This window comes from Frigoribacterium sp. VKM Ac-1396, from assembly GCF_015350895.1.
In the GTDB taxonomy this organism is placed as follows: Bacteria; Actinomycetota; Actinomycetes; order Actinomycetales; family Microbacteriaceae; genus Frigoribacterium.
Map to the genome: position 1 here is coordinate 86,980 of NZ_JADKSD010000003.1, position 19,054 is coordinate 106,033.

The following is a 19,054-nucleotide window of genomic DNA, read 5'->3' on the forward strand; positions in this document are numbered from 1 at the left end:
GGCACCCTCGTCACCCCGAGAGCGGAGGCACCCGCATGGCGAGCACGGCCCAGCTGCGAGCGCTGCGCGCCTCGTTGCCCGTGGTCGCCGACCGAGCACCCGCCCTCGCCGACGACTTCTACCGGCGACTCTTCGCGGCGCGTCCCGACCTGCTGCGCGACCGGTTCAACCGGGGTGACCTGGCGCAGGGGCGGCAGCAGCGCGAGCTGGCCCGCACCATCGTGGCACTGGCCGAGGCGGTGCTCGACGCGGCCCCGGGGTCGACGTGGGGTGCGGAGGCCGACCGGCACCGCGCCTCCTCGGGTGCCGGCACCGCCCGGCAGGCGGGGGCACCGACCCTCGCCCCCGCGACGCCCGGCGAGATCGTGTCGAGGCTGGCCCAGCGGCACGCCGCTCTCGGCGTCACCCGCGACGAGTACGAGCTGTTCGGTCGGCACCTCGCCGACGCCTTCACCGCCAGCCTCGGCGCGGAAGCCACCCCCGCCGTCGTCGACGCTTGGGCGGAGGTGTACCGCGCCGCCCGCGACGAGATGGCCGCGATCGTCGAGGCGATCTACCGGCAGGCCGACCTCGAGCCCGGTGAGGAGTGGCGCGAGGCCCTCGTCACCGAGCGCCGCGTCGAGGCCGAGGACGTCGTCGCGCTGACGCTCGTCTCGGCCGACAGCGAGGCGCTGCCCCGCTACCGCGCCGGTCAGTTCGCCTCGGTTCAGGTGCGACTGCCCGACGGGGCGCGGCAGATCCGGCAGTACAGCCTGCGCGGCGGGCCCGACGAGCAGTGGCGCATCAGCGCGCGACTGCTGGTCGGCGAGCCACCCGCCCCCGACGGCGAGGTCTCGTCGCACCTGATGCGCGAGCTGCGGGTCGGCGACGTCGTGAGCGTGTCGCCGCCGATCGGATCGCTGACCATCGACGACCTCGACGACGCGCCGCTGCTGTTCGTGTCGGCGGGCATCGGCTGCACGCCCGTGCTCGGCATGCTCGACCACCTGGCCCGCACCGAGCCCGACCGGCCCGTGACCGTGCTGCACTTCGAGCGCACCCCCGAGCGGCACGCCCACCGGGTCGAGCTCGAGGCCCTCGTCGCGTCGATGCCGAACGCCACCCTGCGGGTCAGCTACACGCAGGGGTCGCTGTCGGCCCTCAGCGCGCTGGCGGAGGCCTCGATCGACGGGCCGGGGGTCTACCTCGACCCGATCGACCTCGACCGGGTCGACCTCACCCCCGCGCATCGGGTGTTCTTGTGCGGACCCGTGCCGTTCATGGCGATCGCCCGCGCCGCCCTGATCGGCCACGGGGTCGACGCCGAACGCGTGCACTACTTCGTCTTCGGGCCCGACGACGGCAGCGTGACCGGGGCCGACACCGGGCAGGGCGGGCTGGGGTAGGGCGGGCTGGGCGGAGCGGGCTGCGGCAGGGCGGTCTGCTCGCGGGGCGGTCGGACCGCGGGGCGGTCAAACCGCGGGGCGGTCGGACCGAGGGCCGTCGACGAGCTCGCGACGGTCAGGGCGCCGGGCAGCTCTCGCGCAGCAGCACCTCGACCGGCAGGGTGACCCGCTGGGGCGGCGCGCCGGGGTCGGTGAGGCGCTGGACGACCGTCCGCACCGCGACGCGGCCGAGCTCGCCCATGGGCTGACGCACCGTCGTCAAGCGGGGCCGCGAGAACCGACCGGCGTCGATGCCGTCGAAGCCGGTCACGAGCACGCGCCCGGGCACGTCGACCCCCTGGTCGTCGAAGACGTCGAGCACGCCCAGGGCCGACTGGTCGTTGGCGCACAGGACGGCCCGGGGCGGCTCGCCGGCCGCCAGCAGCGCCGTGGCCGCCCGCCGCCCGCCCGCCCGGCTGAACTCGCCCGGCTCGACCCGCACCTCGACCCGGGCGCCCGTGGCCCGGTGTGCCGCCACCGCCCGGTCGAAGCCGGCGTGACGGTCGAGCTCGTCGGGCGAGTCCGACGGCCCCGCGACGTAGGCCACGTGGTCGGCGCCGTGCGTCCCCAGCACGAACTCGGTGAGGGCGTGCATGCCGGCGACGTTGTCGACGCCGACGTGGTCGAGCTCGTCGCCGGGTCGCGAGTCGGCGAGCACCACGACGGGGATGCGACGCGAGACGTGCGCGAGCAGGTCGACCGGCACGGTCTGGGCCAGCACGGCCAAGCCGTCGACGCGACCCGCGATGTCGTTCACCATGACCTCGCGGCTCGAACCGCGCCCGGCCGCGACCATCAGGGCGAAGCCCCGGCGCCAGGCCTCGACCTCGGCACCCCGCAGCACCTCGTCGAAGTAGAGGTTGGCCGGGTTCGAGCCGTGGTCGGACGACGGAGGCGCGGGGCGCGTCGGCCCACCGCGGCCCGGGTCGCCGAGGGGCGGCCCGCCGCCCCCCTCACGGTCGTCGACCAGCGGGATGCGGGTCGGATCCGAGACCCGCGCCCAGTCGGGTTCGGGGCCGTCGATGCCGTCGTGCCCCGGCAGGAAGAGCCCGAGGACGCCCGTGCGACGACCGGCGAGACCGCGCGCGGCGCCGCTCGGGACGTAGCCGAGCGCTCGCACCGACTCGAGCACGCGCCGCCGGGTCTCGGGGCGCACGTCGTCGGGACGGCGCAGCACCCTCGACACCGTGGCGATCGACACGTCGGCGTGAGCGGCCACGTCGTAGACGGTGGGGGCCTTGGTCACGAGGGGTCCTCCAGGCGGGCGGCGGCGGGTCGCGGACCATCCTAGGTCGGCCGGTGTCAGGCCGCGTTTGGCGGCGTCGGCGACCCAGGGCATACTCGGTATGCACGGCCGCCCCGGGGGTGGGGGCCGCGCCACATGACAGCGGTGACGTGACGGCGGTGACGTGACGGCGGTGACGTGACGAGAAGCGGAGGGCTCCATGGCGAGACGACCAGACGACGTGGCCACCTCGTGACCGTCAGGCTCGGGTTGCTGGCGATCCTCGACCAGGCCCCCGGCTACGGCTACCAGCTGCGGTCCGAGTTCGACCGACGCACCGGGTCGACCTGGCCGCTCAACGTCGGCCAGGTCTACTCGACGCTCGAGCGCCTCGACCGCGACGGTCTCGTCGAGCGCGACGACCCGACCGACGGCGCGGCCACGGGCGGCGGGTCCGCTCCGGGCGAGCAGCACCGGCTCTGGCGCATCACGGCGGCCGGCCGGGCCGAGGTCGCCCGCTGGCTCGGCACGGCGGTCGACAGCCCCGACGCGACCCGCGACGAGTTGCCGCTGAAGTTCGCCCTCGCCGCGACCCTGCCCGGGGTCGACGTCGTGACGCTCGTGCAGACGCAGCGCCGCGCCTCCTTGGCGAAGCTGCAACGCCTGACCCGCGGCAAGCGGGCGGGCGGCGACCCGGGTGCGCCGGGCGAGTTCGCCTGGCAGCTCGTCGTCGACTCGATGATCTTCGCGGCCGAGGCCGAGGTGCGCTGGCTCGACCACGTCGAGTCGCGCGTGCGCCGGGCGTCGCTCGCCGAGCGGCAGTGGGCGGTCGAGGCGACGCCCGGCGTGCCGACGGGGGGCGCACCGACGGCAGGCGCGCCGACGGCGGGCGCGCCGACGGCGGGCCCGGCCCGGGCCCGGTCCGACCGGGGCCGCGGCGAGACCGTCGGGGGCCGGTCGTGACGGGCCGTGCCGAGGTGCTGACGATGCTCGCCGTCCGGCACGAGCACGGCACCGGCGACCTCGCCCGCACCGCCCTCGACGGCGTCAGCCTGACCGTGCACGAGGGCGAGCTCGTCGCCGTGATGGGTGCCTCGGGGTCGGGCAAGTCGACCCTGCTGGCCATCGCCGGGGGCCTGACCACGCCGACCGCGGGCCACGTGCAGGTCGACGGCACCTGGCTGGCCGACCTGAGCCCGGCCGAGGTGGCGCGGGTGCGTCGACGCTCGGTGGGCTTCGTGTTCCAGCAGTTCAACCTCGTGTCGACCCTGACCGCGGCCGAGAACGTGGCCCTGCCGCTCGAACTCGACGGCATCGGTGCGCGGGCCGCCCGCCGCGCCGCCGACGACGCCCTCGCCGGCCTGGGGCTCGCCGGCCGGGGTCGGGCGTTCCCCGCCGAACTGTCCGGCGGCGAGCAGCAGCGCGTGGCGATCGCCCGGGCGCTCGTCGGCAGCCGACGCCTCGTCCTCGCCGACGAGCCGACCGGCGCCCTCGACAGCACCACCGGCGACGAGGTCATGGCCCTGCTGCGCGAGCGCGTCGACGCGGGGGCCGCCGGGCTGCTCGTGACGCACGACGCCCGCCACGCGGCGTGGGCCGACCGCATCGTGTTCCTCCGCGACGGGCGCCTCGTCGACGAGTCCGCCCCGCGCGGCCCCGAGTCGCTGCTGGCTCCGGAGGCGCGGTGACGACGGGCGACGAGGGGTCGCGCCCCGGTCACGGCCGACCGCCGCGGCAGGCGCGGGCCACGGCGCCCGAGGGTGACGGCCGCCGTCGCGCAGGCCGCGCCTCCTCGTCCGCCGTCGACCTCGTCGCCCGGCGGCAGGTGCTCAAGCGCCTGCGGCAGTACGTGATGGTCGTGCTCTTGATCGCCCTGCCGGTCGCGGGCGCGTCGGGCGCGGCCGTGCTGGTCGCCAGCGCGCAGCCGACCACCGCGCAAGAGATCGAGTCGACCCTCGGGCAGACGGCGGCGCGGGTGCAGTGGACGGGTGCCGAGACCCGTCAGTCGCCCGACACGACGAGCCAGGCCCAGGGCGACCCCGTCACCTGGCGGCCGGCCGACGAGGTCGTGCCCGGCGTCGACCGCGTCCTCACGCTGCGCACGATCTACACGAGGGTCGGCACCACGCCGGCGAGCGTCGTCCTCGGCCCCGTCACCGACCCGGCCTTCGAGGGTCGCTACCGACTCGTGCGGGGCCGTGCCCCCGAGCAGGCCGACGAGGCGCTCGTCACGCCGAGCCTCGCCCGCGACGCCGACCTGACCGTCGGCTCGACGACGACGCTGCACCGCCTCGTCGGCGCCGACGGGCCCCGAGACGTCGAAGTCCGCGTCGTCGGCGTGCTCTCGCAACGCGACGGCCTCGACCAGCAGGTGTTCGCGTCCGAGGCGCTCTCGCCCCCTCCGGCCGGGGCCCCCGACCCGAACGACCCCTTCACCGAGCAGTACCTGGTCGGGCAGGGCGTCGACTGGTCCGAGGTGCGAGCCCTGGGCCGGGCGGGCTACGTCACCTGGTCGGGCGACGTGATCGCCGACCCGCCCGCGCCCGGCACCCCGGGCCTGATGAGCGGCGTGGACGGCAACGCCGGCACCTACGCCGCCCTGGGCCTGGTCTTCGCCGTGTTCGCCGGGGCGGAGGTGGCCCTGCTCGCGGGTGCCGCCTTCGGCGTCGGCGCGCGTCGGCAACGACGCACCCTGGCGGTGCTCGCGGCCGTGGGCGCCGACCACCGCACCCTCACGCGCGTCGTCGCCCGGCAGGGGGTCTGGGTCGGCGTCGTCGCCGCCGTGACCGGCCTCGCGGTCGGCGTCGACCTCGGCATCGCCGCCGTGACGCTCGCCCTCCGGTCCGGGGCCGACCTCGGGCCGTTCTCCCTCTGGGGCGTGCACGTGCCCGGCGTCGTCGTCGCGGGCATCGGGCTCTTCGCCGTGCTCGTGTCGTGGGTCGCGGCCGTCGTGCCCGCCCGCCGTGCCGCCCGCGTCGACGTGATGGCCTCGCTGCGGGGCGGCACGACGGCGGGCGCGACGCGCACACCCCGATCGCCCGGGTCCACCCGTCGACTGCGGCGGCCGGTCGTCGCCGCCGCCCTCGCGGCCGTCGGCGTGCTCGCCTGCCTGGGTGCCGGCTGGGTCTCGTACGGCACCTCGGTCGCGGTCGGCTCGGGTTGGTGGTGGGCCGGTTTCACCGGGCTCGCGGTCGCGGCGGTCACGGCCCTCGTCGGCGTGCTGCTGCTCGTCCCGACCGTGTTGCACGCGCTCGGCCGATCGTCGACCCGCGCCCCCGTGCCCCTGCGCCTGGCGCTGCGCGACGCGACCCACGGCGTGGCCCGCACCGCACCCGCCGTCGCCGCCGTGACCACCGCCGTGTTCGTCGCCGTGTTCGGCGCCTCGATGTCGACGGCGGCCTCGCAGCAGTCGAGCCGCTCGACGTACGTGCCCTTCCCCGACGGCACGGTCGCCGTCGCCTACGACCTCGCCGCCGACCTGCGGGTGCCCGCCGGGTCACCCGAGGCGGACCGCCTCGACGAGGCCGCCGTCGCCGCGGTGGCCCGCGAGCTGCCGGTCACCTCCGAGGTGACCTGGCTGACGCCGGTGCCGGGCGACTTCGACTCGACCGGTTCGTCGGTGCCGGTCGACGCCGTCACGCCGTGGGCCGTCGTGCACGTGCCCGATCGCTGCGACGCGTCCGGCGGTCGCCTGAGGGGCCTGTCCGGTCGCGAGATCGAACGGGTCACCCGAGCCGACCCCGCCTGCACCTTCCCGCTCGGCGGGTCGTCGTACGACAACGTCGTCGTGACGGACGACCGTGGCCTCGCGGTGGCCCTCGGGGCGGAGCCGAGTGCCGAGGCGCGGGCGGCCTTCGACTCGGGCGGGGTCGTCGCCTTCGACCCCTCGCTCGTCGTCGACGGGCAGGTGACGATCGGGCTGGCCTCGCCGGACGAGGTCGCCCGGGGCCACGACCTCTCCGACCCGTCCCGGTCGATGACGGTCGAGGGCGTCGTCCAGCGGCCGACCTCGTTCACCGACGGAGCCGTCGTGATGAGCGTCGAGACCGCACGGGCCGCGGGGTTCAGGCTCGACCAGCAGGCCCTCGTGCTGACGCTCGACCGGCAGCCGACCACCGACGAGCTGACGCGGGTCGGCGCCGACGTGACCGCCACCACCGACGGGCGCGCCTCGCTGCAGAGCGCGTCCCTCGGCTCGCCGTTCGACCTCGGGCTGCTCGTCGCTCTCGTCGCCGCCACCCTGGTGTCGGCGGCCGCGGCCGCCGTCGCCCTGGGGCTCGCCCGCGCCGAGGGGCTGAGCGACCAGATCACGATGCAGGCCGTCGGCGGCACCGACCGTCAGCGACGCGCGATGTCGTTCTGGCAGGGCGTGGTCGTGGTGGGCCTCGGCGCGGCGCTCGGCACCGTGCTCGGCCTGGTGCCCGCGGCGGCGATGGTCTGGGCCGCCGACCTGCCGTTCGCACCGCCGTGGTGGGCCCTGGCGGTGGTGGTGGTCGTCCTGCCGCTCGTGGTCGCGGCCGGCAGCGCCCTCACCAGCAGGCGCCCCGCGTCGCTCGTGCGGCGACCCGTGCTCGACTGACGGGCCTCCGCGAGCCCGGCGACCTGGCGGCCTGGCGGCCTGGCGGCCGACGACGTGGCGCGCGGCGGCCTGGCGCGCAACGGCCTAGCGCTCGACGACCTGGCGGCCGGCGACCGCGCGGGGGCGACGGCGTCCCGCGACGAGACCCACGACTCCCAGGGCGACGATCAGCAGTGCGGCGAGCGCGACCGGCCGGGGCTCGGAGCCCGTCCAGGCGAGCGACTCCGAGGAGGCGCGGGCCGACGAGGCAGGCAGCGCACGACCCTGGTCACCCGCGTCCCCGGCGACGGGCGTGACGCCGCCGACCGGCGCGACCGCCGGGTCGGACGGGGACGTGCCGGGGCCGACGGGCGGGCCGCCGTCGCCGCCGTCGGCGTCACCCCCGCCGTCGCCCGGGACGGGTGCCGGAGCCGGGTCGACGCCGAAGGGCACGGCCAGCCCGGCCGCCGAGACGACGTCGTCCACGGTCCGCATGACGGCCGAGACCTGCCACTCCCCCGCGTCGAGGGCGTCGACCGTGGCGCGGTACGAGCCGTCCTGCTCGGCCCGGACCGTGAGGGACATGGTGCCGCTCGCCGCCGCCGCTGACGACGAGGGGGCGGACGAGGCGGACGAGGGCAGGGCGGACGAAGACGGGGCCGACGAAGACGGGGCCGTCCCCACCGCGGGCTCGACCGTGACGGTGACGAGGGCCGAGTCGAGGGCCGTGCCGGTGACGACCAGCGGCTGCCCCGACGGCGACCGGGCGCCTGCGAGTGGTGACGTGACGACCGGGCCGGCCAGCGCCTCCTGCACCTCGACGGCGACGACGGCGGTCGCCCCCGACGAGCCGACCACGTCGAGCGAGAGAGGATCCACCGGGGTCTGCGGCGAGAGACGGACGGGCAGCTCCACGCGCCCACGGGCGTCGGCGACGGCGGGGGCCGCCTCGGCGAGCGCGGCGGACGCCGCCTCGACGGTCTCGCCGGGCGTGAAGCCGGCCCCGCGCAGCGTGGCGGGGGCCCCGGCCTGCAGGGTGCCGTCGGGGGCGACGACGATCGGGCCCCGCCCGAGGTCTTCGGTCACGGCCGCGAAGGCGTCGACGAGCCCGGCGCCGAAGTACTCGGTGGGCAGCTGGCCACCGGCCTGCCGGTCGAGCAGCTCGGCCAGTTCGGCCGGCGTCGCACCACGGTGCACGGAGGCCAGCAGGGCCGCGACCCCGGCGACGTGCGGGGCCGCCATCGAGGTGCCGCTGAGCGCGGCGTACCCGCCGCCCGGGACGGTGCTGACGACCGCGGCCCCGGGGGCCGTCAGGTCGACGACGCCGTCGCCGTAGTTCGAGAAGCGCGACTTCTCGATCGCGCCGCCGAGCCCCTGTTGGGCCGACGAGACCGTGACGACGCCCTCGGCCTCGGCCGGCAGCTGGACGCAGCCCCGCACGTCACGCCCGGTGATCGGAGTCGAGTCGTTCGGGCTGCGCGAGTCGGTCGTCTTGTGGGCCAGGTCGACGGCGACGGCCCCGGTCGCGGCGTTGCCGACCGCGGCGACGTCGAGCACGCCCTCGTGCTGCGACCAGGCGACGGCCCGGCCGACCGCTTCGAGGGCCGCGGCCTGGTCGGCGTCGCCCGTGCACCAGGCGGCCCACGGGTCGACGAAGAAGCTGGCGTTCGTCACGTTCATGCGCTGTTCCGCCGCCCACATGTAGCCGCAGATCGCGTACTCGGGGTAGATGAAGCCGTCGGCGTCGACGACCTTGACGCTCGCCAGGCGCACGCCGGGTGCGACGCCGACGACGCCGCGACCGTCGTCGGCCGCGGCGATGATGCCGGCGACGTGCGTGCCGTGCTCGCGGATGCTCGTCGACGCCCCGGGCGACGGCGCCCAGGCGGCGGGGGCGGTGTCTGCGATGCCGTCGACGCTGCAGCCCACCGACGCCGTCGGGTCGACCTGCGAGGCGAGGTCGGGGTGCATGGCGTCGATGCCGCTGTCGAGCACGCCGACCAGCACGTCCGGGCTGCCGGGCTGCACGGCGCGGGCCTCGGCGGCGTGCACGGCCTGGTCGTTCCACTGCCGTTGCTCGGCGGGATCGGCGACGTCGGCTGCCTGCGTGGCCTGGTCGTCGGCCTGCGCGACCAGACCGGTGGACTGCACGCCGGACGACGGGTCGGCCGCCGTCGCGGTGCCCGTCGCGACGGCGGCGGAGGCCGCCCGGACGGCCGCCGTGCGGGTCGGACCCGCCGACTCGACGGCCGAGGAGGCGCGGAGCGTGGCGACGAAATCGGCCGAGGTCGACCGGGCGGTCACCACCCCGATCTCGGCCCAGGCCGCGAGGACCGTGCCCCCGGCCGCGACCACGGCCGCGGCGGCCGCCGCGGTCGTCACCTCGCCGGGTGCGGAGTTCACGACGTAGTTCATGGCACCGACGGCGGCTGCAGCGGACGCCGTGTCCGCGGCAGCCCTGTCCGCGGACGCCGGAGCGTCGGACGCCGGGGCCGTGGGTGACGTGGCGACCGGAGCCGCACTCGACACCGGTGCGGACAGTTCGGTCGTGGGAGTCGACGGAGCGGGTGGCACGGCGTCGTCGGCGAAGGCCGTGACCGGTGCGAGCACGAGGACCCCGGCCAGCACGGCCCCCGCCAGGGCACGGGTCGACCGGCGGGCGGAGGGGCGTCGGCGTGGGCTGGTCACCTGGCCACGATAGGCGGCGCCGAGTCACGACGGGGTCACGATCATCCGACCTGTGGACGGAGTCGCGGCCTGTGGACGGGGGTCGCGTCTCCTCCCCAGCCGTCGAGTGGGCCCGTCGTTACGCAGCGTTGCCTCGCCACCCGACGCCGGGCCGCCACGCCCGTAACGTGGGCGCATGGCCACCAGCGACACCATCTCGAACCTGCTCGACGAGCGGCGGACGTTCGCCGCGCCTCCTGCCCTCGCCGAACGGGCGAACGTGACGTCCGGCGAGCACGCCCGGGCCGCCGCCGACCCGGTCGCCTTCTGGGCCGAGGCCTCGCAGCGACTCGACTGGCACACCCCCTGGACGATCGCCCACACCTGGAAGCCGGTCACCGAGGGGCCCGACGGCGAGCTCACCGTGCCCGAGGCGACCTGGTTCGCCGACGGCACGCTCAACGTCGCCGTGAACTGCGTCGACCGCCATGTCGAGGCCGGCCGGGGCGACAAGGTCGCCCTGCACGTCGAGGGCGAGCCCGGCGACCGGCGCGACGTCACCTACGCTCAGCTGCAGCGCGAGGTGGTCAAGGCCGCCAACGGACTTCGCTCCCTGGGCGTCGGTCAGGGCGATCGCGTCGTGGTCTACCTGCCCGTCATCGCCGAGACCATCGTCGTCACGCTCGCGATCGCCCGGATCGGGGCGATCCACTCACTGGTGTTCGGTGGCTTCTCGGGCGAGGCGCTGAAGTTCCGGGTGGAAGACACCCGCGCCAAGCTGCTCGTCACCACCGACGGGCAGTTCCGCCGCGGAGCGGCCGTACCGGTCAAGGCGAACGCCGACCACGCGGTCTCGGGCGAGAACGAGATCGAGCACGTGCTCGTCGTGCGGCGCACGGGCGAGCAGACGCCCGATGTGCCGTGGACGCCCGGCCGCGACCTATGGTGGCACGACGTCGTCGACCCGCAGCCCGACAGCGACGAACCCGAGTACTTCGGTGCCGAGACGCCGCTGTTCATCATGTACACGAGCGGCACCACGGGCAGGCCCAAGGGGCTCGTGCACACGAGCGGCGGCTACCTCACCCAGGCGAACTGGACCCACTGGGCCGTCTTCGACGCCCAGCCCGACGACGTCCACTGGTGCACCGCCGACCTGGCGTGGGTCACCGCCCACACGTACGAGATCTACGGCCCGCTGTCGAACGGCCTGACGCAGGTGATCTACGAGGGCACACCCGACACCCCGCACCCCGCCCGCCACCTCGAGATCATCGAGCGCTACGGCGTGACGACCTACTACACGGCGCCCACGCTGGTGCGCACGCTCTCGTCGTGGTTCCCCGAGGGGCTGCCCGACGCCTTCGACCTGTCGTCGCTGCGCCTGCTCGGCACCGTCGGCGAGGCGATCAACCCCGAGGCCTGGGTGTGGTTCCGCGAGCAGTTCGGCCGCGGCGAGTGCCCGATCGTCGACACCTGGTGGCAGTCCGAGACCGGGGCAGCCGTCATGGCTCCGCTGCCCGGTGCCGACACCCTCAAACCGGGTTCGTCCCTCCGTGCCCTGCCCGGCCTGTCGACCGCCGTGGTCGACGACGCGGGCGAACGCGTGCCGAACGGCAGCGGCGGGTACCTCGTCGTGCAGCAGACCGGCCCGGCCCTCGCCCGCACGGTCTGGGGCGACCCTGAGCGGTACCGCGACAGCTACTGGGCGACCTACTGGCGGCAGGGCTGGTTCTTCTCCGGCGACGGGGCGAAGTACGACGCCGACGGCGACATCTGGGTGCTGGGTCGCGTCGACGACGTCATCAACGTGTCGGGGCACCGGCTCTCGACCATCGAGATCGAGTCGTCGCTCGTCTCGCACCCGGCCGTCGCCGAGGCGGCCGTGGTCGGCGTCACCGACGACCGCACCGGTCAGGCGATCGCCGCGTTCGTGGTCCCCGCCACCCGGCCCGAAGGAGGCGCGGTGCGAGACGCCGGCGACGCCGCCGAGCCGTCGGTGTGGGCTCCGCTCTCGGGGGCGCTCTCGCCCACGCTGCGAGCCCACGTCGCCGACCAGATCGGCCCGATCGCCAAGCCGGCCACCGTGCTGGTCGTGCCCGACCTGCCGAAGACGCGCTCGGGCAAGATCATGCGTCGCCTGCTGGTCGACATCGTCGACGGTCGTCCGCTCGGCGACACGACGAGCCTGCAAGACGAGACGGTGCCCGGTCGGGTGGCGGCCGTCCGCGAGGCGGTGGCCCGCTCGACGGCGTGACCACCACCCCGTGGTGACATGCTTCCCTTGCCACGTGAAGTACAGAATGTTAGTCTCTCGTCAGCAACCGCCCATCCAGCTGCCACGAGGTGACCATGCCCGAACCCGTCTCCGTCCCTTCCCCGCCTCCTGGTGCGCCCGACGGGCCCGACGGGGCCGACGGGGCCGACCGGGGGTCGCCTGGCGCCGCCACGGACGACGCCGGGGCGGCCTCGACCCGAGCCGAGGACGCGGGCCGCTCCTCGGTCCGCCACCTGTTGCCCGCAGCCGACGCCGTCGCCTGGTTCGTGGCAGTGATCGCCACGGCCGGGTTGCTCGAGATCGCGACCGCCGAGACCTGGGCCTCGGTCGTCGCGGCGTCCGTGACCGCCGCCCTGCTCCAGGTCGCGGTGGGTGGCGTCGCCGGCGTCTACCGCTCGTCCTTCCCATCCGGCAGCCTGCCCGAGGCACGCCGCCTGGTCGCCGGTGCGCTCGTCGTCGGCGTGCTGGGCAGCATGGTCCCGCTGACGGCGCGCGGGCTCCTCCCCGGCGCCGTCGACTGGCCCACCGCCCTGACCGTCGTCGCGTTCCCGGTCGCCGCACTCGCCATGTCCGCGACCCGCAACCTGCTCCGCAGCCGGGCCGAGCGCCGCCTGCGTCCGGGCGATGACGCCACGCCGACGATCGTGTACGGGGCCGGCGCCCTCGGCCAGCACCTGGTCCGGCAGATGCTCAGCGACCCCGACAGCACCTACCGCCCCGTCGCCCTCCTCGACGACGACCCCGCCCGACGCAGCACCCGACTGGCCGGGCTCCGGGTCGTCGGCGGGCGGGACGCCCTCGCGGGCGCACTCCGCCGGTTCGGGGCCGTGACCGTCGTGTTGGCCGTCCCCCGGGCCGACGCGACGTTCGTCCGTGACGTCACCGCACGAGCCGAACGGCTCGGGGCCCGCGTCCTGGTCGCCCCGTCGGTCGACGAGATGCTGCGCGGTTCACGACCCGTCGACCTGCGCGACGTCTCGCCCGAAGAACTTGTCGGCCGACGAGCCGTCGACACCGACGTCGAGGCCGTCGCCGACTACGTGCGGGGCCGCCGCGTCCTCGTCACGGGGGCCGGAGGCTCCATCGGCAGCGAGCTCTGCCGCCAGTTGTCACGCTTCGCCCCCGCCGAGCTGATCATGCTCGACCGAGACGAGACGGCGCTCCAGTCGGTCCAGGTGACCCTGAGCGGCCACGGGCTGCTCGACTCGCGCGAGGTGGTGCTCGCAGACATCCGCGACGCCACGGCGCTCACCGCGGTCTTCCGAGCGCGTCGACCCGAGGTGGTCTTCCACGCGGCGGCCCTGAAGCACCTGCCCCTGCTCGAGCAGTACCCCGCCGAGGCGTGGCAGACGAACGTCATGGGCACCCTGAACGTGCTCGAGGCCGCTCGGGCGGTCGACGTGCAGACCTTCGTGAACATCTCGACCGACAAGGCGGCCAACCCCACGAGCGTCCTCGGTCGGTCGAAGCGGCTCGCCGAGAGGCTCACCGCCGGTGTCGCCCAGTCCACCGGTCGGCGTTACCTGTCGGTCCGGTTCGGCAACGTGCTCGGCAGTCGGGGCAGCATGGTGCCGCTGTTCCGCGACCTGATCGCGCAGGGTCGACCCGTGACGGTCACGCACCCCGATGCGACCCGGTACTTCATGACGATCCCCGAGGCGTGCCACCTCGTCATCCAGGCCGGGGCGATCGGGGCCCCGGGCGAGGCACTCATCCTCGACATGGGCCAGCCCGTCAAGGTCCTCGACATCGCCGACCGGCTGATCGCCCTGTCCGGCCGCGACGTCGACGTGGTCTTCACCGGCCTCCGACCCGGCGAGAAGCTGCACGAAGAACTGAACGGCAGCGACGAGGTCGACGCCCGCCCCGTGCACCCCCTGATCTCGCACGCCTCGGTTCCCCCGATGGACGCCTGCTCCCTCGACGTCCGATCGTTGGCGGGCGAGCCCCCGACGCCCCCGGTGCACCACCTCGACGCGGTGTGACGCGCAGGACTCCGTCCGGCACCCCGCGCCGTCGTCCCCCCACCGGGCGGCGCGTCACACATCCGTGAGACACCGGGTCGCCGACTGGTGCAACCCGGCCGGGGCTGCTTGGCTGGCCGCATGTCGATCTCCACGACGGCCGAGAAGGCCGAACTCCTCCGCTCCCTGCACGTCCCCGGCGACCCGCTGATCGTGACGAACGTCTGGGACGCGATCACGGCCCGCACCGTCGCCGGCGCACCCGGCGTCAGGGCCCTGGCCACCGCCTCCCACTCGATCAGCGAGGCGCACGGCGTCGAGGACGGCGAGGGCCTCGACGTCGACGACATGCTCGCCGCCGCGCGCATCGTGATCCGTGCCGTCGACCTGCCGGTCTCGGTCGACTTCGAGAAGGCCTACGCGACGGACGCGTCCGGCACGCTCGACAACGTCTTCCGCCTGATCGAGGAAGGCGCCGCCGGCCTCAACCTCGAGGACAGCATCGGCCGGGCCAAGGCCCCGCTCTACGACATCGACACCCAGGTGTCGAAAATCGCCGCCGCCCGCCAGGCCGGCGACCGTGCCGGGGTGCCGATCGTCATCAACGCCCGCGTCGACGCGCTGGCCGGCGACCCCGACTCGTTCGACGACGCGGTCACCCGCGCCAACGCCTACCTCGACGCCGGCGCCGACTGCGCCTTCGTCCTCGGTCTCGGCACCGACGACCTGGTCAAGGCCGCCCTCGACCGCATCGACGGCAAGGTGAGCGTCATCTCGAACCCGTCGTCCGTGCCGCTCGCCCGCCTCGCCGAGCTCGGCGTCTCGCGCGTCAGCTTCGGCCCCGGCACGCTCGGCCTCACGGTGTCGCACCTCCGCGACGCTGCGACCACCCTGACCGCGCGCGGCGAGTACCCCGCCGAGCTCGGCTTCTCCTTCTAGACGCCCGCGCGCGGGCCGGTGACCGGTTCCGCGGCACGAGAAACGACCCGCGCCTCCTCAGCTCGTGAGAACCGAGGAGGCGCGGGTCGCGTCGTACCGGGACGTCACCTAGTCGTCGCGGTCGCCCTTCTTGCGGTCGGCCTCGGACGGCTCGGAGCCGCCCTCGCCGTCCGGCTCGGGCACCTCGTCGCCCCGGCGTTCGATGGTCGCCGCGGCGGCCTGCCGCAGGCGCATGCCGGCGAGCTCGTCCTTGGCGAGGGCCGCGGCCTTCTTCTCGCTCTGGGCGGTGTCGCGGGGCGGCAACAGGATGTCGCGCTCGGCCCGGAGGCCGGCCTGCAGCTCGCGCCCACGCTCGAGCTCGGCGTCGAACTCGGCCCCGAACAGCAGGGCGTTGTTGGTGATCCAGAGCCACAGCAAGAACACGATGACCGCACCGAGCGAGCCGTAGGTCTTGTTGTAGTTCGAGAAGTTGGCGATGTAGAACGCGAACCCGACGGACGCGATCAACCAGATGAGCAGGGCCACGAGCGACCCGAGGCTCATCCACTTGAACTTCGGCTGCTTGACGTTGGGCGCCCAGTAGTAGAGCACCGCGACGATCACGATGGCGATGACCGCCAAGACGGGCAGTTTGGCGATGTCCCAGACGAACACCGCGGTGCTGCCGAGGCCGACGAGGTCGCCGACCGTCTCGGCGACGGGCCCGCTGATCACGAGGATCAGCGCCGCGACGACGATGAGCACGACGGTGAAGGCGGTGACGCCCAGCATCGTCGGGCGCAGCTTCCAGATCGGACGCCCCTCGTCGATGCCGTAGACGCGGTTCATGGCCCGGCCGAACGCCCCGACGTAGCCGGATGCCGACCACAGGGCACCGAGCACACCGACGACCAGGGCCACGCCCGCGGCGGGCGAGGCCGTCAATTGCATGATCGGGTCGCGGAGCAGCGCCGCGACGTCTTCCGAGCCGAACTGCGAGACGAGGTCGAGCACCATCGTGGCCGTCGACCTGCCCTGCCCCACGACGCCGAGCAACGACACGATCGCCAGCAGCGCCGGGAAGATCGCGAGCACCGCGTAGTAGGTCAGCGCGGCGGCGAGGTCGGTGCACTGGTCACGGGTGAACTCGCGCAGCGTCTTGCCGAGCACGTAGCCCCACGAGGGCTTCGACACGTCGGTCAGGTCTTGCGGCTTGCGCGAGTCGTCCTCGTCGGGCGCCTGCTGCTCGCGCTCGGTGCTCTTCTGGGCCACGACTCAGCGCCTGACCGACTTGACGATGCCGGCCACGAGGGCGACGACGCCGACGGCTCCGGCCGCAGCCGCCGCGATGACGGGCTTCGGGTCGGTGTCGAGGCGGCGCTTGACGCTCGCCTTCACCCGTCGCGCGTGGGCGGGGACGCTCAGCTTGTCCTCGATGGCGTCGAGCGTCGCGGCGAACTCCTCGCGGGTCCGGGCGAGGTCGAGTTCGATCTCGGGGATGCTGGCACCCGCGCGGGGCCCGGTGGCGTTCTCGGCGTCCTTGTCGGGCGAGACGTCGTCGGCGGAGTCGCCCCGCGCCTCCTCGGCCCTGGCCCGGGCGAGCTCATCGCGGGGGTCCGGCTCGTCGGCCTTCGACGAACGACCGTCGTCAGTGCTTCTCGGAGTCATAGCTGCCCTGCCCCTTCAACGCGCTGACGTCGGCCTTCACGCTGGCGACCGCCTTCTCGGGGGTCGGCGGCACGCCCTTCTTCAACGCCTTGACGCCCAGCAGGGCCAGCACGGCGGTGATCACGAGCAACACCGCCGCGACGATGAGCGCCGCGAGCCACGGTGCGACGACCGTCGCCAGACCGAGCACACCGGCCGTGATGAGCACGGCGAGCAAGAAGAAACCGAACAGGGCGGCACCGACCAACAGCCCGACACCCACCCCGGCCTCTTTGGCCTTGGTCGCGAGCTCGGTCTTGGCGAGCGCGATCTCGCCCCGGATCAGGCGCGAGATGAGTTCGGGCAGGCTGCCGATCAGCGAGCCGAGAGAACGTTTGGTGCTCTGTTCGGGTGCCTTCAGGTCACTCACCGACCGTCACCCCCGGCAGCTTGTCGTCGTCGGGGCTGGTGCCGGCGGTCTGCTTCTTGACGTCGTCGGCCTTCTCGTTCACCTTGTCGGCGGCCTTGCGGGCCGCGTCGGTCGCCTTGGCGGCGGCCTTGTCGGTGGCGTCCGAGCCCTTGCCCGAGACGGACTTCGCCTTGGCGCCGACCGCGTGGGCGGCGTCGTTCGCGACGTCCTGGGCCTTCTTGGCGACGACGGGAGCGTTCTCCTTCACGAAGCCCTCGGCCTGGTGGACGCCCTTCTGCACGGTCGGGTTCTCCCACAGGCTCTCGGCCTGGCCTTTGATCTTGACGTAGGCGCCGCGCCCCGCGCGGGCTCCGAGGACGTACCCGACGGCCGCTCCTGCGACGAAGAGGATCTTGCCTTTCATGAGTGCTCCTTGGTTCGTGGTGGCAGGTAGGCCTCCCACGGTGGCACGACCCGGCCCGCGCGGCCCAGATTGGGCCACCGTGCGGGGTCAGGAGGCGCGGGTCACCACGGCGGGGACGCGCACCTCGACCGCGCCCTCGCGCACCGTCTCGACCGCCAGCCGCACCAGACGCACCGTGCACCAGCCGAACAGCGCCACGAGCAGGGCGTTGCGGGCGCCGAGGACGATCACGGCCACGGGGTTCAGCTCGATCAGGGGCCGGTAGAGGATCGGGAAGACCAGGGTCGTGAGCCCCGCGGCCCAGGCCGTCAGCACGGCCGGCGTGCGGAACGCCTCGGGCCGGGACGCGTACCCGACGGCGACGATCGGGACGATCCAGAGCAGGTACTGCGGCGAGCCCACCTTGTTGAAGACGACGAAGGCGAGGGTGAGGGTCAGGGCGCCGAGCAGCACCGTGCCGAACTCGTCGCCGCGAGCGGGGGCCGGGGCGAGGCCGACGGTCGCGGCCGACCGACCCGACCCGCGCCTCCTCGTCTCTCCCCACCGCGGGAGGCCGAAGGTCGCCACCGCCAGCACGCCGGCCAGCAGCACGAGCACGGCGAGCATGACCTGGGTGCTGTCGTTGATCATCCAGGTGTCGCCGGGCCCCATGACCTCGCGCGTGGCGAGGGCCACGTTCTGGTAGATCGAGGCGCCGGGCACGCGCAGCATGGCCATCCAGAGCCAGGGCGTCGCGAGGGTCGACTCGAGCTGCAGGGCCCTGCCCGACTGCATCGAGACGAAGCTCGTGATGTCGTCGACGCCCCGGCCGAGCAGCACGCACGAGACCACGACCATCGTCACGAGCACGCCGGCCCGCAGGACGACGGCCCGGTGCCTCGACCCGACGACGACCGCGGCGATCACCGCAGCCGGCCAGACCTTGATCCAGGTGGCCGTGGCCAACAGCAGCCCGGCCACGCGCGGACGCGTCGACAGCAGCACGAGGGCGGCGACGACCAGGGGCGCGCTGAAGCCCTCGAGCCGCAAGAACGCGACGGGGCTGAGCACGAGCGTCACGAGCAGCCACCACCACGCGGCGCGGTTGTCGACCACGCGACGACCGCGGTCGGTCAGCAGCCACAGCGCGAAGGCGTCGAGGGCGGTCAAGAGGGCGAGCCAGACGAACTGGTAGTGCTGCTCACCGAAGACGTTCGGCAGCACCACCGGCACGATGGCGCCGGCCGGGTAGACCCACGAGAAGTCGAGCACCGGCCAGACGCCCTCGCTCAGCGCCTCGGTCGCCCAGAGCCGGTACAGGGGCAGGTCTCCGCTGACGCCGCCGCCGATCATCAGGGGGGTCAGGGCGAGGAAGACCGCCGCGTGCACCGAGGCGAAGCCGTAGAGCAGGCCACGCGGGTGGGCCTGCACCCGCGCCCAGGTTCGACGCAGCCGCGTCGGGAGGGGCGCAGGCGCGACGGCGCTCGAGGTGGTCACGTCACGAATGTAGGGCCGCGGGCTTTCGTTTGTCTTGACGGCAGATGAATCCGACGGAAGATCC

At 74.4% G+C, this 19,054-nt stretch carries 14 protein-coding genes; 7 read left to right on the forward strand and 7 right to left on the reverse strand.

Annotation, left to right across the window (positions count from 1 at the left end; translation table 11 throughout):
• The first annotated feature begins 35 nt into the window (after positions 1–35).
• Entirely contained in the window at positions 36–1,385 is a 1,350-nt protein-coding gene (locus tag ITJ55_RS12670; protein ID WP_194595734.1) for a globin domain-containing protein, read from the forward strand.
• Between the two features lie 115 nt (positions 1,386–1,500).
• Here the strand turns inward: ITJ55_RS12670 and ITJ55_RS12675 are convergent, their stop codons facing one another.
• Positions 1,501–2,670, reverse strand: a complete 1,170-nt coding sequence (locus ITJ55_RS12675; RefSeq protein ID WP_370544158.1) for a LacI family DNA-binding transcriptional regulator — start codon at positions 2,668–2,670, stop codon at positions 1,501–1,503.
• Between the two features lie 231 nt (positions 2,671–2,901).
• On the opposite strand from ITJ55_RS12675, the gene ITJ55_RS12680 reads away from it, so the two are divergent.
• The 3 genes from ITJ55_RS12680 to ITJ55_RS12690 are packed head-to-tail and all read left to right on the forward strand — an operon-like array spanning position 2,902 to position 7,228.
• A complete protein-coding gene (locus ITJ55_RS12680; protein WP_194595736.1) occupies positions 2,902–3,612 on the forward strand; it encodes a PadR family transcriptional regulator in 711 nt (236 codons plus the stop codon).
• 23 nt (positions 3,613–3,635) lie between these two features.
• The gene (locus ITJ55_RS12685; protein WP_194596039.1) at positions 3,636–4,337 is read left to right on the forward strand and encodes an ABC transporter ATP-binding protein; all 702 of its coding nucleotides are present in this window, start codon (positions 3,636–3,638) and stop codon (positions 4,335–4,337) included.
• Complete coding sequence (locus ITJ55_RS12690; protein WP_194595737.1) at positions 4,334–7,228, forward strand: FtsX-like permease family protein; 2,895 nt, start codon at positions 4,334–4,336, stop codon at positions 7,226–7,228. The genes ITJ55_RS12685 and ITJ55_RS12690 overlap by 4 nt, the downstream gene beginning before the upstream one ends.
• Positions 7,229–7,312: 84 nt before the next feature.
• Here ITJ55_RS12690 and ITJ55_RS12695 read toward each other — a convergent pair whose 3' ends face one another.
• Complete coding sequence (locus ITJ55_RS12695) at positions 7,313–9,895, reverse strand: S8 family serine peptidase (RefSeq protein WP_194595738.1); 2,583 nt, start codon at positions 9,893–9,895, stop codon at positions 7,313–7,315.
• A 175-nt stretch (positions 9,896–10,070) separates the two neighbouring features.
• Between ITJ55_RS12695 and acs the strand changes: the two genes are divergently transcribed.
• The 3 genes from acs to ITJ55_RS12710 all read left to right on the forward strand — a co-directional run bounded on the left by acs (position 10,071) and on the right by ITJ55_RS12710 (position 15,055).
• On the forward strand, positions 10,071–12,131 hold the full coding sequence (acs, locus tag ITJ55_RS12700) for an acetate--CoA ligase (protein ID WP_194595739.1): 2,061 nt from the start codon (positions 10,071–10,073) through the stop codon (positions 12,129–12,131).
• 95 nt (positions 12,132–12,226) lie between these two features.
• The gene (locus ITJ55_RS12705; RefSeq protein ID WP_194595740.1) at positions 12,227–14,137 is read left to right on the forward strand and encodes a nucleoside-diphosphate sugar epimerase/dehydratase; all 1,911 of its coding nucleotides are present in this window, start codon (positions 12,227–12,229) and stop codon (positions 14,135–14,137) included.
• 120 nt (positions 14,138–14,257) lie between these two features.
• Positions 14,258–15,055 (forward strand): isocitrate lyase/phosphoenolpyruvate mutase family protein, encoded by a 798-nt coding sequence (locus ITJ55_RS12710; protein ID WP_194595741.1) that lies wholly within the window; start codon positions 14,258–14,260, stop codon positions 15,053–15,055.
• Between the two features lie 108 nt (positions 15,056–15,163).
• On the opposite strand, the gene ITJ55_RS12715 is transcribed toward ITJ55_RS12710, so the two are convergent.
• The 5 genes from ITJ55_RS12715 to ITJ55_RS12735 all read right to left on the reverse strand — a co-directional run bounded on the left by ITJ55_RS12715 (position 15,164) and on the right by ITJ55_RS12735 (position 18,990).
• Positions 15,164–16,306, reverse strand: a complete 1,143-nt coding sequence (locus tag ITJ55_RS12715) for a YihY/virulence factor BrkB family protein (protein WP_194595742.1) — start codon at positions 16,304–16,306, stop codon at positions 15,164–15,166.
• Between the two features lie 3 nt (positions 16,307–16,309).
• Positions 16,310–16,702, reverse strand: a complete 393-nt coding sequence (locus ITJ55_RS12720; protein ID WP_194595743.1) for a DUF3618 domain-containing protein — start codon at positions 16,700–16,702, stop codon at positions 16,310–16,312.
• On the reverse strand, positions 16,683–17,111 hold the full coding sequence (locus ITJ55_RS12725; protein WP_194595744.1) for a phage holin family protein: 429 nt from the start codon (positions 17,109–17,111) through the stop codon (positions 16,683–16,685). The genes ITJ55_RS12720 and ITJ55_RS12725 overlap by 20 nt, the downstream gene beginning before the upstream one ends.
• The gene (locus tag ITJ55_RS12730) at positions 17,104–17,514 is read right to left on the reverse strand and encodes a YtxH domain-containing protein (RefSeq protein WP_194595745.1); all 411 of its coding nucleotides are present in this window, start codon (positions 17,512–17,514) and stop codon (positions 17,104–17,106) included. Before ITJ55_RS12730 ends, ITJ55_RS12725 begins: the two co-directional genes overlap by 8 nt.
• An 87-nt stretch (positions 17,515–17,601) precedes the next feature.
• The gene (locus ITJ55_RS12735) at positions 17,602–18,990 is read right to left on the reverse strand and encodes a glycosyltransferase 87 family protein (protein WP_194595746.1); all 1,389 of its coding nucleotides are present in this window, start codon (positions 18,988–18,990) and stop codon (positions 17,602–17,604) included.
• Positions 18,991–19,054 lie beyond the last annotated feature (64 nt).

Excerpts from the sequence above, each read along its gene's own strand:
- ITJ55_RS12710 (WP_194595741.1), top strand. The coding sequence starts at position 14,258 with ATGTCGATCTCCACGACGGCCGAGAAGGCCGAACTCCTCCGCTCCCTG.
- ITJ55_RS12720 (WP_194595743.1), bottom strand. The coding sequence starts at position 16,702 with ATGACTCCGAGAAGCACTGACGACGGTCGTTCGTCGAAGGCCGACGAG.
- ITJ55_RS12670 (WP_194595734.1), top strand. The coding sequence starts at position 36 with ATGGCGAGCACGGCCCAGCTGCGAGCGCTGCGCGCCTCGTTGCCCGTG.
- ITJ55_RS12730 (WP_194595745.1), bottom strand. The coding sequence starts at position 17,514 with ATGAAAGGCAAGATCCTCTTCGTCGCAGGAGCGGCCGTCGGGTACGTC.
- ITJ55_RS12705 (WP_194595740.1), top strand. The coding sequence starts at position 12,227 with ATGCCCGAACCCGTCTCCGTCCCTTCCCCGCCTCCTGGTGCGCCCGAC.
- acs (WP_194595739.1), top strand. The coding sequence starts at position 10,071 with ATGGCCACCAGCGACACCATCTCGAACCTGCTCGACGAGCGGCGGACG.
- ITJ55_RS12685 (WP_194596039.1), top strand. The coding sequence starts at position 3,636 with ATGCTCGCCGTCCGGCACGAGCACGGCACCGGCGACCTCGCCCGCACC.